We start from the raw sequence: 14,068 nt of genomic DNA on the forward strand, positions 1-14,068 counted from the left end.
ATGCGGGGCTTTTTTATTGGGTATATTTTAACTTATTTCGTTGGCTTAATCAATAAGGCGTAAGGGTATTTTTCTTTTATCGCTATAAGGTTCTTTTCACCTTCTATCCGGGTTTTAAAACTGCCTACCCAAACCTTGTATGTAGGGCTCTCAAATATTATTGTCCCGTCTATATTTTCAAATTCTTTTTTAAACTCAGCAAGCGTTTTTCTGGCTTTATCGTTCTCTCCGTAAAAGATCTGAATCTTGTATCGGTCGTTAATATCTGTATTGGAGTTAAGTTTTCTTTTTTCGCTTAATAATTGTTCAAATTTCGGGTCTTGAGAAATGTTATTTTCCTGCTGTTGTGCCACAGTTTCAAGCGAATAAAAAGTAAGAAAAACTGCAAGCAATTTTATGTGTTTTATTTTTAAAATTCTCATAATGAATAGGGTTTGAGTGCAAAATTACGATTAATTAGAATATGGCGTTGAAATATATTTATTTAGAATTGTTATAAATTATGCTTTAAGATTTATTTAAGGTTTGAGAATAAGTCATAAGTCGTATTTTTGTGGGAGTTTTTAAAAAAGTATACTGTTACGTTCAAATATACCTGAAAAAACTATACCAATTTAAGTCGATAATCATTTTTTAATATGAAAAAAGTGGGTAACCATACTTCGTTTTCGAGAATTTTAATTTTCTGTTTAGCTTTATCGCTTTCATTCTCAATCGCTTCTTATGCTCAGGACACTGCTGCTGCCGGTACTGAAGCTGAGACAGCTGCTTCGGCCGGTGCCGGAGACCCTGTAAAAGGTAAAGAACTATTTAATTCCCTTTGTGCTTCATGTCACAAACTTGACGGTAAATCAACAGGTCCTGCTTTAAGAGGAGTTGCTGATAAACACGATCGTGAGTGGCTTTACAAATGGGTTCATAATAGTAGTGAGTTAATCAAGTCAGGTGATCCTGTTGCTGTTAAGCTTTTTGCTGATAACAACAATGTTACAATGACTGCATTTCCTCAGCTTTCAAATCAGGATATAGATGATATCATGGCGTATACGTCTGCTCCTGCTCCTGCTCCGGAGACTCCTGTTGGAGGTCAGGTTGTTGTTCAGGAAAGTGGTGCGTCTAATAATTTGATTCTTGGTGCACTTGTACTGGTTCTTATTGTTCTTGTTGTAATGCTTGTGCTTGTAAACAGGACTTTAAGAAGAGTTGCTGCTGCAAACGGTGTTGAAGTTGCAAAGCAGGATTCAACAATATCATTATGGCAGGCTTATGCAAGAAATCAGTTCCTGGTTCTTGTTACTACTATATTATTAATCTTAACAGGCGGTTACTTCCTTTACGGTTACCTAATGCAGGTAGGTGTAGATCAGGGGTACGAGCCAATCCAGCCAATACACTTCTCTCACAAAATACACGCAGGTGAAAACGGTATCGACTGTAAATACTGTCACTCTTCTGCAAGAGTAAGTAAAACTTCAGGTATACCTTCTCTTAATGTTTGTATGAACTGTCATAAAAACATCTCTGAGTTTACAGGTAGTAAAGATTCTACTTATGTTGAGTATTCTAAAGAATTCTACAATGGAGAAATCCAAAAGCTATATGATGCTGTTGGATGGGATAAATCTGCACAACAATACACAGGTAAAACTAAACCGGTTAAATGGGTTAGAATTCACAACCTTCCAGACTTTGTTTACTTCAACCACTCTCAGCACGTTTCTGTAGCTGGTGTTGAATGTCAGAAATGTCACGGTCCTGTTGAGACATTTGAGGTTATGAAGCAACATGCTCCATTAACAATGGGATGGTGTATTAACTGTCACAGAGAGACAAATGTAAAAGTAGAGGGTAACGACTACTACAAAAAAATCCACGACGAACTTGCTAAGAAATATGGTGTGCAGAAACTTACAGCTGCCAACATGGGAGGTACAGAGTGTGGTAAATGTCACTATTAATCAATTTTTAAGAAGCTAATATCTATATACAACATGGCATCAAACAAAAAATACTGGCAAAGTGTTGAAGAACTGAACGAAAACAGTTCTATTGTTGAGACGCTAAGAAACAATGAGTTTGTTGAGGAGATTCCTACTGATGAATTTCTTGGTAACGAAGAGGCAATGTCTTCTTCTTCAACAAGCCGTCGTGACTTTTTGAAATATGTCGGGTTTAGTACTGCTGCAGCTTCACTTGCAGCATGTGAAGGACCGGTTATTAAGTCGATTCCTTATGTGGTTCAACCGGAGGAAATCATCCCGGGAGTTGCAGATTACTATGCAACTACAATAGCGGATGGTTTTGATTTTGCAAACATATTAATCAAAACCCGTGAAGGTAGACCAATTAAGGTTGAGAACAACAGAATGCCTGGTTCTGGTATAAGTGCAAATGCAAGGGTTTACGGATCTGTGCTTTCACTTTATGACAGCATGCGTTTAAAACAACCGATGATTGCAAGCAAACCTGCATCATGGGAAGAAGTTGATACTCGTGTTAAAGCCGGATTAGCTGAGGCTGCAAACGGTGGTCAGGTAGTGTTATTAACTAATACTATGGCGAGCCCGTCTACAGATAAGCTTATCGCTGAGTTTGGTGCTAAGTATCCTAACTTCAAACATGTTGTTTATGATGCCGTATCGTCTTCAGAAGCACTTGATGCTTATGAGGCAGTATATGGAGAAAGAGCTTTAGCAAACTACGATTTTTCACAAGCTGATGTAATTGTTGCTGTTGGTGCTGATTTCCTTGGAGACTGGCAAGGTGGTGGTTATGATGCTGGTTACGCAAACAAACGTATCCCTAAACAGGGTAAAATGTCTAAGCATATCCAGATAGAGGCTAACTTAACTTTATCAGGTTCTAATGCTGATAAGCGTATTCCTCTAACTGTTACTCAACAGAAATATGCATTAGTTCATTTATATAATGCAGTTACAGGTTCTTCTGTAAGTGCTCCTGCAATTAACGAAAAGTATGCTGCCGAAGTTAAGAAAGCTGCTCAACAGTTAAAAGCTGCAGGTTCTAAAGGTGTTGTCGTTACAGGTATTGACGATGTAAACGCACAACTTGTTGTTTTAGCTATCAATGCTGCACTACAGAGTGAGGCATTCAAACCGGCTGAAGCACGTTATACAAGAAAAGGTAACGCTAAAGATGTTGCTCAACTTGTTAACGATATGAAAGCAGGAAACGTTAGTACACTTATCATGAGTGGTGTTAACCCTGTTTATACTTTACCAAACGGAGCTGACTTTGCTGAGGCTCTTAAAAAGGTAAAACTTTCTGTTGCATTCTCTATGAAAGAGGATGAAACAGCTTCAAAAGCAACTATAGCTGCTGCTGCACCTCACTACCTTGAGTCATGGGGTGATGTAGTTATCACAAAAGGTACTTACAGTATTATGCAGCCTACTATACGTCCGTTATTTAAAACGAGACAGCTTCAGGATGCTTTATTAGCATGGAGCGGTAATTCACAATCTTACTACGATTATCTAAAAGCTTCTTCTTCTGCTTGGTTTAGCGGTAAGTCTTGGAATCAGTTAGTTCATGATGGTATCTCTGTTTCTGAAACAGCTCCGTCTGTTACTGCTGCAGGTGCTGACTTTGGTGGTGCTGCTTCTGAGCTTTCTAAAGCTAAAACTGCAGGTGATTTTGAGCTTGTTCTTTATACTAAAACAGGTATGGGTGATGGCCAGCAGGCAAATAACCCATGGTTACAGGAGTTTCCAGATCCAATTACAAGGGTGTCTTGGGATAACTATGTAACAGTTGCTAAAGCTGATGCTGCTAAACTTGGCCTTGAAAACTACAATGTGGCTAACGGTGGTCTTAACGGTAGCTATGCAACTATCGAAGTAAACGGAGTTAAACTTGAAAATGTACCGGTAATTATACAGCCTGGTCAGGCAATAGGTACAATTGGTGTTGCTTTAGGTTATGGCCGTGAGGCTGCAATGAAGAAAGAAATGCAGGTAGGTGTTAACGCCTATAAACTGTATGCTAACTTCAACTCTTTACAGGGTGCTAAAATATCTAAAGGAAACGGAGACCACGAGTTTGCTTGTCTTCAGTTACAAAAAACATTAATGGGTAGAGGAGATATCATTAAGGAGACTACCCTTGAAATATTCAATACTAAAAACGCTTCTGAGTGGAATGAACAACCTCAGGTTTCATTAGATCACAAAGAGGTTGCTGCTACATCAGTAGACCTTTGGGAATCTTTTGACCGTACCGTAGGTCACCACTTTAACCTTTCTATCGACCTAAATGCCTGTACAGGTTGTGGTGCATGTGTTATTGCATGTCACGCAGAGAACAACGTACCGGTTGTAGGTAAGTCAGAGGTTAGAAGAAGCCGTGATATGCACTGGTTACGTATCGATAGATATTATTCGTCTGAAGATACATTTGCAGGTGACGTTGAGCTTAAAGAAAGTACTTCAGGCTTAATGAACTCAATCGAAACTTTCGGTGCAATGGAAGATCCTGCAGAAAACCCTCAGGTAGCATTCCAGCCGGTATTCTGTCAGCACTGTAACCATGCTCCATGTGAAACTGTATGTCCGGTAGCGGCTACATCACACGGTCGTCAGGGTCAAAACCACATGGCTTACAACCGTTGTGTGGGTACTCGTTACTGTGCTAACAACTGTCCTTATAAAGTACGTCGTTTCAACTGGTTCTTATACAACAAGAACAGTGAATTCGATTACCATATGAATGACGATTTAGGACGTATGGTTCTTAACCCTGATGTTAACGTTCGTTCTAGAGGTGTTATGGAGAAATGTTCTCTTTGTATACAAATGACTCAGGCTACTATTCTTAACGCTAAGAGAGAAGGTCGTCCTGTTGCTAAGGATGAGTTCTATACAGCTTGTTCTGAAGCTTGTGGAAGCGGAGCGCTTGTATTTGGAGATATCAATAACTCAGAGGATACAGTTACTAAACTGAAAGAAGACGACAGAATGTACCACTTACTAGAGCATGTAGGTACTCAGCCAAACGTATTCTTCCAGGTTAAAGTAAGAAATACCTAATATCAAATAGTATTAATAAGAAACAATATAAAGGATTATGTCGTCTCATTACGAAGCACCCATTAGAAAACCTTTAGTTATAGGTGATAAAAATTTTCACGATGTAACAGTTGATGTTGCAGCACCAGTGGAAGGCAGGGCCAACAAGCAGTGGTGGATAGCTTTCTCTATTGCACTAGCCGCTTTCCTTTGGGGTGTAGCTTGTGTGGCTTACACAGTTGGAACTGGTATCGGTACATGGGGTTCAAATAAAACAGTAGGCTGGGCCTGGGATATTACCAACTTCGTTTGGTGGGTAGGTATCGGTCACGCCGGAACACTTATTTCTGCAGTATTATTATTATTCCGCCAAAAGTGGAGAATGGCAATTAACCGTTCTGCTGAGGCGATGACCATCTTCTCGGTAATTCAGGCGGCTATGTTCCCTGTATTCCACATGGGTCGTCCTTGGTTAGCATATTGGGTAATGCCGGTGCCAAACCAGTTTGGTTCACTTTGGGTTAACTTTAACTCACCTCTACTTTGGGACGTATTTGCAATTTCTACTTATCTTTCTGTATCACTTGTTTTCTGGTGGACAGGTTTATTACCTGACTTTGCAATGCTTCGCGACAGGGCAGTAACTCCGTTTACAAAAAGAGTTTACTCTATCGTGAGTTTCGGATGGAGTGGTAGAGCAAAAGACTGGCAGCGTTTTGAAGAGGTTTCTCTTGTACTTGCCGGTTTAGCAACTCCTCTTGTACTTTCAGTACACACTATCGTATCATTTGACTTTGCTACTTCGGTTATACCGGGATGGCACACTACAATTCTTCCTCCATACTTTGTTGCCGGTGCGATCTTCTCAGGATTTGCAATGGTAAACACACTACTTATCATTATGAGGAAGGTATCTAACCTTGAAGCTTACATTACGATACAGCACATTGAGCTAATGAACATCATTATCATGATTACAGGTTCAATCGTAGGTGTCGCTTATATAACTGAGTTATTTATTGCATGGTATTCAGGTGTTGAATATGAGCAGTATGCTTTCCTTAACAGGGCTACAGGTCCTTACTGGTGGTCATACTTTCTGATGATGACTTGTAACGTGGTTTCTCCGCAGGTTATGTGGTTCAAGAAAATCAGAACAAGTATCATGGCATCGTTTATCATCTCTATCGTAGTAAACATAGGTATGTGGTTTGAGCGTTTCGTAATTATCGTTACATCACTTCACAGAGATTACCTACCATCATCTTGGACTATGTTCCAGCCTACATTTGTAGATGCAGGTTTCTTCATAGGTACAATTGGTTTCTTCTTTGTATTATTCTTACTTTATTCAAGAAGCTTCCCTGTAATTGCACAGGCAGAGGTTAAATCTATCATGAAGACTTCAAGTGATAAATATAAGAGACTAAGAGAAGAAGGACACAACAATCATTCACATTAATCATTACGATCATGAGTAATAAAGTTATACATGTACTATACAATGATGATGATATCCTGATGGATGCTGTAAAACAAACACGCGCTGCTCATCATCATATTGAAGAAATTTATACACCATTCCCTGTGCACGGGCTAGATAAGGCTATGGGCCTTGCGCCTACAAGAATAGCTATCTGCTCTTTCTTATATGGTTTGGTTGGTTTATCTATTGCAACTGCAATGCTGCGTTACATAATGATTGTTGACTGGCCTCAGGATATTGGTGGTAAGCCAAGTTTCAGTTTCATTCAAAACATGCCGGCTTTCGTTCCGGTAATGTTCGAGATGACTGTATTTTTTGCAGCTCACTTAATGGTTATCACTTTTTATATGAGAAGTAAATTATGGCCATTTAAAGAAGCAGAAAATCCGGATGTAAGAACTACAGATGACCATTTCTTAATGGAAGTTTCTGTTCACGGTGATGTTGATCAGATGGTTTCATTCTTTGAGAACACAGGAGCTGTGGAAGTAAAAGTAATTGAAAAGCACTAAGAGAGAGATATGAAAGCAATATATAAAATAGCATTTTTGGTATGTGTATCGGCAGTAGCTACTTCCTGCTTTGATAAATCACGACCAAACTATCAGTATTTTCCAAATATGTATGAGGCGGTTCCTTATGAAACCTACTCAGAGTCTTCTGCTTTCCGTAACGGAAAAGAAGGACAGTTACCTGCAGAAGGTTCTATCCCAAGAGGATTTTCTCCATATGAGTATGAAAATACCGAGGAAGGTTATGAACTTGCAAAAGCAAACCTGAAATCTCCTCTAGACAGTACAGAAGTTGATATGGGTAAAGGTGCTGAACTTTACACTATTTACTGTGCTATTTGTCACGGCGACAAAGGTGATGGTAAAGGTAATCTTGCCAAAAGGGAAAAATTCCTTGGTATACCTAATTATAAAGAAAGAGACATTACAGAAGGAAGTGTTTTCCACGTAGAGACTTATGGTAAAAACAACATGGGTTCTCATGCTAATCAGCTTACTCAAAAAGAGCGTTGGCAGGTTGCACATTATGTAATGAAACTTAGGAGTGAATTATAATTGTAGAACACTGAAAGCATAAAATATGTACACATTTTCAAGTAGACTAAAAACTTTTTCTTTTATCCTAATGATCGTAGGTGTTCTTGGGATTGGTTATAGTTTTTTCACTGCACCAAAAGATATTAATGATGTTGAGGCTATATTAGCCGATCAACACGGTCATCATGGTGACGCTCATGCGGAAGCTGCTGATCACCACGAGGCAAAAGATGCTCATGTTCAAACAGCTGATCACTCTGAAGCTGCTCATGCAGAAGCTTCACATGATGCTCACGGCCACGCTGCTGATGCTCATGGAGCAGATGCTCACAATGATGAGCACCATGCACACTTAGAGCATGTTCTTCATCAGTTACAAAACAAGCCTTGGGCAGCAGTTTATGTAGCAGCTTTATTCTTTATGCTTATAGCATTAGGAGCTTTAGCTTTCTACGCAATTCAAAATGCTGCATCTGCAGGATGGTCTCCTGTGGTGTTTAGGGTAATGGAGGGTATCTCTGCTTACCTTATACCGGGCGCAATTATAGTATTTGTTTTACTTGTATTAGGAGTTATGGGTACTCACCATTTATTCATTTGGATGGATGATGAAGTTGTTGCTCACGATCACCTTATTCAGGGTAAATCAGGATACCTTAACGGTACATTCTTCCTTATAAGAGCGGTTATCTTCATGGGTGGTTGGATACTTTACCGCCAGTATGCTAGAAAGAACTCTCTTGCTCAGGATGAGGCTAACGACAATTCTTACTACAAGAAAAACTTCAAAGCTTCTGCCGCTTTCCTTGTATTCTTCATTGTAAGTGAGTCTATCATGTCTTGGGACTGGATTATGTCTGTAGATCCTCACTGGTTCAGTACACTATTCGGATGGTATGTATTTGCAAGTTTTGTTGTAAGTGCAGTAACTGTTATCGCTATGGTAACATTATACCTTAAGTCTAAAGGTTACCTGGAGTATGTTAACACCAGCCACATACACGATTTAGCTAAATTTATGTTTGGTTTCAGTGTATTCTGGACTTACTTATGGTTCTCTCAGTTCATGCTAATATGGTATGCTGATATACCGGAAGAGATTACTTACTTTATTACTAGAATTAACGATTATAACCTTCCTTTCTTCGGAATGGTAGTTATGAACTTTGTATTCCCGGTATTAATCCTTATCAATACAGATTTCAAACGCCTTTCATGGATTGTGGTTATGGCTGGTATAATTATCCTTTGCGGACACTATATTGACTTCTTCAATATGATTATGCCTGCAACTGTTGGCGACCAGTGGTTTATTGGAGCTGGTGAAATAGGTGCAATACTGTTCTTTATGGGATTGTTTATCTTTGTTGTGTTCAGTTCAATTGCAAAAGCACCTCTATTAGCTAAACGTAACCCGCTAATTGAAGAAAGTAAGCATTTTCATTATTAATATTTAAAGAATAAACAAATGACAAGTTTATTGATAATTATAGTTTTAGTTTTATTAGGCATTGCAATATGGCAATTAACTAAAATATTCGATTTAACTCAGGTTGGAGCTGCTTCAGGTAGCGATAACTCTGAAGTTGCTAACGACAGAGATAATAATGTTAATGGTTACCTGATGTTTGCCTTTTTAGGTTTCATCTATGTATTCACTATAATCGGTTTAGCAAAATGGGGTCACTTAGCTTTAGGTACTCCTGCTTCTGAACACGGTCCTCAGTATGATAATCTGATGACTATATCAATGGTACTGATTTTTGTGGTTCAAACTATAACTCAGTTCCTTTTACATTACTTCGCATTTAAATACAGAGGTAAAGAGGGTAAAGTTGCTTTTTACTATGCTGATAATGATAAGTTGGAGTTTATATGGACTATTATTCCGGTAATCGTACTTGCAGGTCTTATCCTTTACGGATTATATGCATGGACAAACATCATGTTTGTTGATGAAGATAAAGACGATACACTAATTGTGGAGGTTTACGCTAAACAGTTTAACTGGGAAGTAAGATATTCCGGAGAAGACGGTGTACTTGGTAAAGCTAACGTAAGATATATTGAAGGTGTTAATACTTTAGGTGTTGATATGGGCGATCCAAATGCTCAGGATGATATTCAGGCTTCAGAACTTCACCTTCCTAAAGGTAAGCAGGTAATATTTAAGTTCCGTTCTCAGGACGTTCTTCACTCTGCTTATATGCCTCACTTCAGGGCTCAGATGAACGTTGTTCCGGGTATGGTAACTCAGTTCTCTTTTGTTCCTACAATTACAACTGAAGAAATGCGTCTTGATCCTATGATTATGGATAAAGTTGCTAATATCAACAGAATCAGATCTGAGAAAAGTGCAGCTTTAGTTGCCGACGGAAAAGAGGCTTTAGCTCCTTATACATTTGATTATTTACTGCTTTGTAATAAAATTTGTGGTGCATCTCACTACAACATGCAGATGAAAATTGTTGTTGAAGACGAAGCCGACTTTAATAAATGGTTAGGTGGACAAAAAACACTAGGTGCAGCTGTAAAAGAATCTCAGGCTAGCGAAGCTCCGGCGGAAACGCCAGCTCCTGCAACAGAAGAGCAGCCTGAAACTGTAGTAGTAGATACTGCAGCAGTAGCAGCAGTACATTAATAAAAAAACAATTCTTTTTTAATATATTCAAATTAAAGAAATATGTCAGCAGTAGGACACGAAATACACGGTCACGAAGAACATCATGATGCACATGATCATCACCACAAAGATACCTTCATCACGAAGTATATCTTTAGTATTGATCATAAGATGATCGCTAAGCAGTACCTTCTTACCGGTGTGATTATGGGTATTATAGGTATTATGATGTCAATATTATTCCGTATGCAGATTGCATGGCCGGAGGAGTCGTTCACAATTTTTAAAGTACTTCTTGGAGATAAATTTGCTCCTGATGGAGTTATGCGTAACGATATTTACCTGGCACTTGTTACAATTCACGGTACCATAATGGTATTCTTTGTACTAACAGCAGGTTTAAGTGGTACTTTCAGTAACCTTCTTATTCCGTTACAGATTGGTGCAAGAGATATGGCTTCAGGTTTCATGAACATGATATCTTACTGGCTATTCTTCCTTTCTTCTGTAATCATGGTTATTTCTCTGTTTGTAGAGGCAGGACCGGCTTCAGCAGGTTGGACAATATACCCTCCTTTAAGTGCATTACCTCAGGCTATTGGTGGTTCTGGTGCAGGTATGACACTTTGGTTAGTGTCTATGGCAATATTCATTGCTTCTTCACTAATGGGATCTCTTAACTATGTAGTAACTGTAATTAACCTTAGAACAAAAGGTATGTCTATGACAAGACTACCTCTTACAATTTGGGCTTTCTTTATTACAGCTGTAATCGGTATCGTATCTTTCCCTGTATTATTATCTGCTGCATTACTTTTAATATTTGACAGAAGCTTTGGTACTTCATTCTTCCTTTCAGATATTTTCATTGCAGGTGATGTGCTACACTATCAGGGAGGTTCTCCGGTATTATTTGAACACCTATTCTGGTTCTTAGGTCACCCTGAGGTATACATCGTATTACTACCGGCATTAGGTATCACTTCAGAAATTATTGCAACAAACTCACGTAAGCCAATCTTTGGTTACCGTGCGATGATTGCTTCAATACTTGCAATTGCATTCCTTTCAACTATCGTTTGGGGTCACCACATGTTCGTATCAGGTATGAACCCGTTCTTAGGTTCGGTATTTACCTTTACAACATTACTTATCGCGATTCCTTCGGCGGTTAAGGCGTTCAACTATATTACAACACTATGGAGAGGTAACCTGCAGATGAACCCTGCAATGCTATTCTCAATAGGTCTTGTATCTACTTTCATCACTGGTGGTCTTACAGGTATCATCCTTGGTGACAGTACCCTGGATATTAACGTTCACGATACTTACTTCGTAGTGGCTCACTTCCACTTAGTAATGGGTATCTCTGCTTTATACGGTATGTTTGCCGGTATTTACCACTGGTTCCCTAAAATGTTTGGTAGAATGCTAAACAAGAATCTTGGTTATATTCACTTCTGGGTAACTGCAGTATGTGCTTACGGAGTATTCTTCCCAATGCACTTTATTGGTATGGCTGGTCTTCCAAGACGTTACTATACTAACTCTGCATTCCCTTTATTTGATGACCTTGCAGACGTTAACGTACTAATTACAATGTTCGCTATTATTGGTGCTGCATTCCAGTTAGTATTCTTATGGAACTTCTTCTACAGTATCTTTAGAGGTAAAAAAGCTCCGCAAAACCCTTGGAAATCTAACACTCTTGAGTGGACTACACCAGTTGAGCACATTCACGGTAACTGGCCGGGTGAAATTCCTGAAGTTTACAGATGGCCATATGACTACAGCAAACCGGGTCACGACGAAGATTTCGTTCCGCAAACTGTACCAATGAAACCAAACGAAGAACAATTACACCATTAATATTGGTTCTTATTGATAGAAAAGCCTCTCCTAACCGAGAGGCTTTTTGTTTTTAAATGCGTATTTTTATATAAAATAAAAACAGGCTTATGGAAAGAGATGAATACAGGTTTACCGATAACAGGAATATGAATCAGTTTGAACTGCAGGTTGAAGATGGTGAAATTGCCTTCCTGGAATATTATATTGACGGTAAGAAAATCTTTCTTAATCATACCGAGGTTCCTGTCCCTTTAAGGGGTAAAGGTCTTGCTGCCATTTTGGTTGAAAAGAGTCTTGAGTATTGCAGGAAAAACAACCTTGTAGTTGTGCCTGCCTGCTCTTATGTTGCCCATTTTATAGATAATAATACTGACTGGCATGATGTGTTATCTGAAGGATACCAAATGTAACTTCAGATTTTAAATTTATATTTGCCGTATGAACGAGAATTTAGATCCTACAAATAAAAATTACAATGCCGATGAGCTCGACCTTGAAAAAAAATTAAGGCCGCTCTCTTTTGATGATTTTACCGGTCAGGACCAGGTACTGGAAAATCTTAAGGTGTTTGTGGAAGCTGCCAATTATCGAGATGAGGCGCTTGACCATACTTTGTTTCATGGCCCTCCCGGACTGGGTAAAACCACTTTGGCAAACATACTGGCAAACGAATTAGGAGTTGGGATTAAAATTACTTCGGGGCCGGTTTTGGATAAACCCGGTGATCTTGCAGGTTTATTAACCAATCTTGATGAAAGGGATATACTTTTTATTGACGAGATTCACAGGCTTAGCCCTATAGTGGAAGAATACCTGTATTCGGCTATGGAGGATTTTAAGATTGATATCATGATTGAGTCGGGTCCAAATGCCCGCTCTGTGCAAATAAACCTTAATCCTTTTACGCTTGTGGGTGCAACAACGCGTTCTGGTCTGCTAACCGCGCCTATGCGTGCCCGTTTTGGTATTTCAAGCAGGCTGCAGTATTATACTACAGAATTACTTACTACAATCGTACAGCGTAGTTCGGCCATACTTAAAATGCCTATCACTATGGAAGCTGCCATTGAGATTGCCGGGCGTAGTCGCGGAACTCCACGTATAGCTAATGCATTACTTCGCAGGGTGCGCGATTTTGCTCAAATTAAGGGTAATGGTAAGATAGATATAGAGATTTCCAGATATTCGCTTAAAGCGCTTAATGTGGATGCCCATGGGCTTGATGAAATGGATAACAGGATACTTACTACTATTATAGATAAGTTTAAAGGAGGGCCGGTAGGTTTATCTACTCTTGCAACAGCTGTATCAGAAAGTGGTGAGACTATTGAGGAAGTATATGAACCGTTCCTTATTCAGGAAGGATTTATTATAAGAACTCCGAGAGGAAGGGAAGTGACTGAGAAAGCCTATAAACATTTGGGCAGGGTGAGAGCTACTCAGGGAGGATTATTTTAGTAATTAACCAACCAATATAATTTTAATGAAAAGATTTTTAATTCCTTCTTTTTTGGGTTTAGGAGCTATAATGCTTTTTTCCTATAAACAGATTGCTGATTCTTATACAAAAGAAGAAATCGTGTCTTATGCTAAAAAAATAGGAGTGCCTGAAAAAGACCTTTATTTTATTAAAGATGATTTACAGGCTAAATATCTGGAAATAGGGCAGCCTAATACCATTGTTTTAAATAAAGAGATGCAACGGCTAAAAGCGGCTACCTGTTATATGGAATTTCCTTATTACATGGAAAATTTTTATGAAATGAAATCGCAGGTTAAAGATACACTTAGTATGTATGATGTAACCTTTGATGGAGATGTAAATAAGGTTTTTGAAACTATCAAAGGAGGTGAAAACCTTAAGTTAGACCCTTCTAAAAAGTACTATATGTTTTATTATTTTGCTAAGTATGCAAAGTTCAGGGATAAATACATAAAGAAAAGTATGAAGAGATATAAAGACAGTATTCAGTATTTTTATATCAACGTAGATAATATTAAGAAGTAATAAAAAACCGCTTTTTGCGGTTTT

Annotated in this window: 12 protein-coding genes; 11 read left to right on the forward strand and 1 reads right to left on the reverse strand. The window is 38.7% G+C overall.

Going from position 1 to position 14,068, the window contains the following annotated elements; translation table 11 throughout:
• Window positions 1-32 precede the first annotated feature (32 nt).
• Window positions 33-422 (reverse strand): SPOR domain-containing protein, encoded by a 390-nt coding sequence (locus FUA48_RS06155; RefSeq protein WP_168196944.1) that lies wholly within the window; start codon window positions 420-422, stop codon window positions 33-35.
• 216 nt (window positions 423-638) lie between these two features.
• Here FUA48_RS06155 and FUA48_RS06160 point away from each other — a divergent pair, with 216 nt between their 5' ends.
• The 11 genes from FUA48_RS06160 (at window position 639) to FUA48_RS06210 (ending at window position 14,044) form a co-directional block, all read left to right on the forward strand.
• Complete coding sequence (locus FUA48_RS06160; protein WP_147582729.1) at window positions 639-1,958, forward strand: c-type cytochrome; 1,320 nt, start codon at window positions 639-641, stop codon at window positions 1,956-1,958.
• 33 nt (window positions 1,959-1,991) lie between these two features.
• Entirely contained in the window at window positions 1,992-5,048 is a 3,057-nt protein-coding gene (locus FUA48_RS06165) for a TAT-variant-translocated molybdopterin oxidoreductase (RefSeq protein ID WP_147582730.1), read from the forward strand.
• A 37-nt stretch (window positions 5,049-5,085) separates the two neighbouring features.
• Window positions 5,086-6,489 (forward strand): NrfD/PsrC family molybdoenzyme membrane anchor subunit, encoded by a 1,404-nt coding sequence (gene nrfD, locus FUA48_RS06170; protein ID WP_129750799.1) that lies wholly within the window; start codon window positions 5,086-5,088, stop codon window positions 6,487-6,489.
• Window positions 6,490-6,500: 11 nt separating this feature from the next.
• Entirely contained in the window at window positions 6,501-7,025 is a 525-nt protein-coding gene (locus FUA48_RS06175) for a DUF3341 domain-containing protein (RefSeq protein ID WP_147582731.1), read from the forward strand.
• A gap of 9 nt (window positions 7,026-7,034) precedes the next feature.
• The gene (locus FUA48_RS06180; RefSeq protein ID WP_129750801.1) at window positions 7,035-7,580 is read left to right on the forward strand and encodes a c-type cytochrome; all 546 of its coding nucleotides are present in this window, start codon (window positions 7,035-7,037) and stop codon (window positions 7,578-7,580) included.
• Between the two features lie 25 nt (window positions 7,581-7,605).
• Window positions 7,606-9,012 carry a quinol:cytochrome C oxidoreductase gene (locus tag FUA48_RS06185; RefSeq protein ID WP_147582732.1) on the forward strand — a complete coding sequence of 469 codons (1,407 nt, stop codon included), beginning with the start codon at window positions 7,606-7,608 and terminating at the stop codon, window positions 9,010-9,012.
• An 18-nt stretch (window positions 9,013-9,030) separates the two neighbouring features.
• Complete coding sequence (locus tag FUA48_RS06190; RefSeq protein WP_147582733.1) at window positions 9,031-10,203, forward strand: cytochrome c oxidase subunit II; 1,173 nt, start codon at window positions 9,031-9,033, stop codon at window positions 10,201-10,203.
• Between the two features lie 42 nt (window positions 10,204-10,245).
• Complete coding sequence (locus FUA48_RS06195) at window positions 10,246-12,054, forward strand: cytochrome c oxidase subunit I (protein ID WP_147582734.1); 1,809 nt, start codon at window positions 10,246-10,248, stop codon at window positions 12,052-12,054.
• An 89-nt stretch (window positions 12,055-12,143) separates the two neighbouring features.
• Entirely contained in the window at window positions 12,144-12,446 is a 303-nt protein-coding gene (locus FUA48_RS06200) for a GNAT family N-acetyltransferase (protein WP_147582735.1), read from the forward strand.
• Window positions 12,447-12,474: 28 nt separating this feature from the next.
• A complete protein-coding gene (gene ruvB, locus FUA48_RS06205) occupies window positions 12,475-13,494 on the forward strand; it encodes a Holliday junction branch migration DNA helicase RuvB (RefSeq protein ID WP_129750806.1) in 1,020 nt (339 codons plus the stop codon).
• A 25-nt stretch (window positions 13,495-13,519) separates the two neighbouring features.
• Entirely contained in the window at window positions 13,520-14,044 is a 525-nt protein-coding gene (locus tag FUA48_RS06210) for a hypothetical protein (protein ID WP_147582736.1), read from the forward strand.
• Window positions 14,045-14,068: the final 24 nt, after the last annotated feature.

Origin of the sequence: Flavobacterium alkalisoli, assembly GCF_008000935.1 — a bacterium.
In the GTDB taxonomy this organism is placed as follows: Bacteria; Bacteroidota; Bacteroidia; order Flavobacteriales; family Flavobacteriaceae; genus Flavobacterium; species Flavobacterium alkalisoli.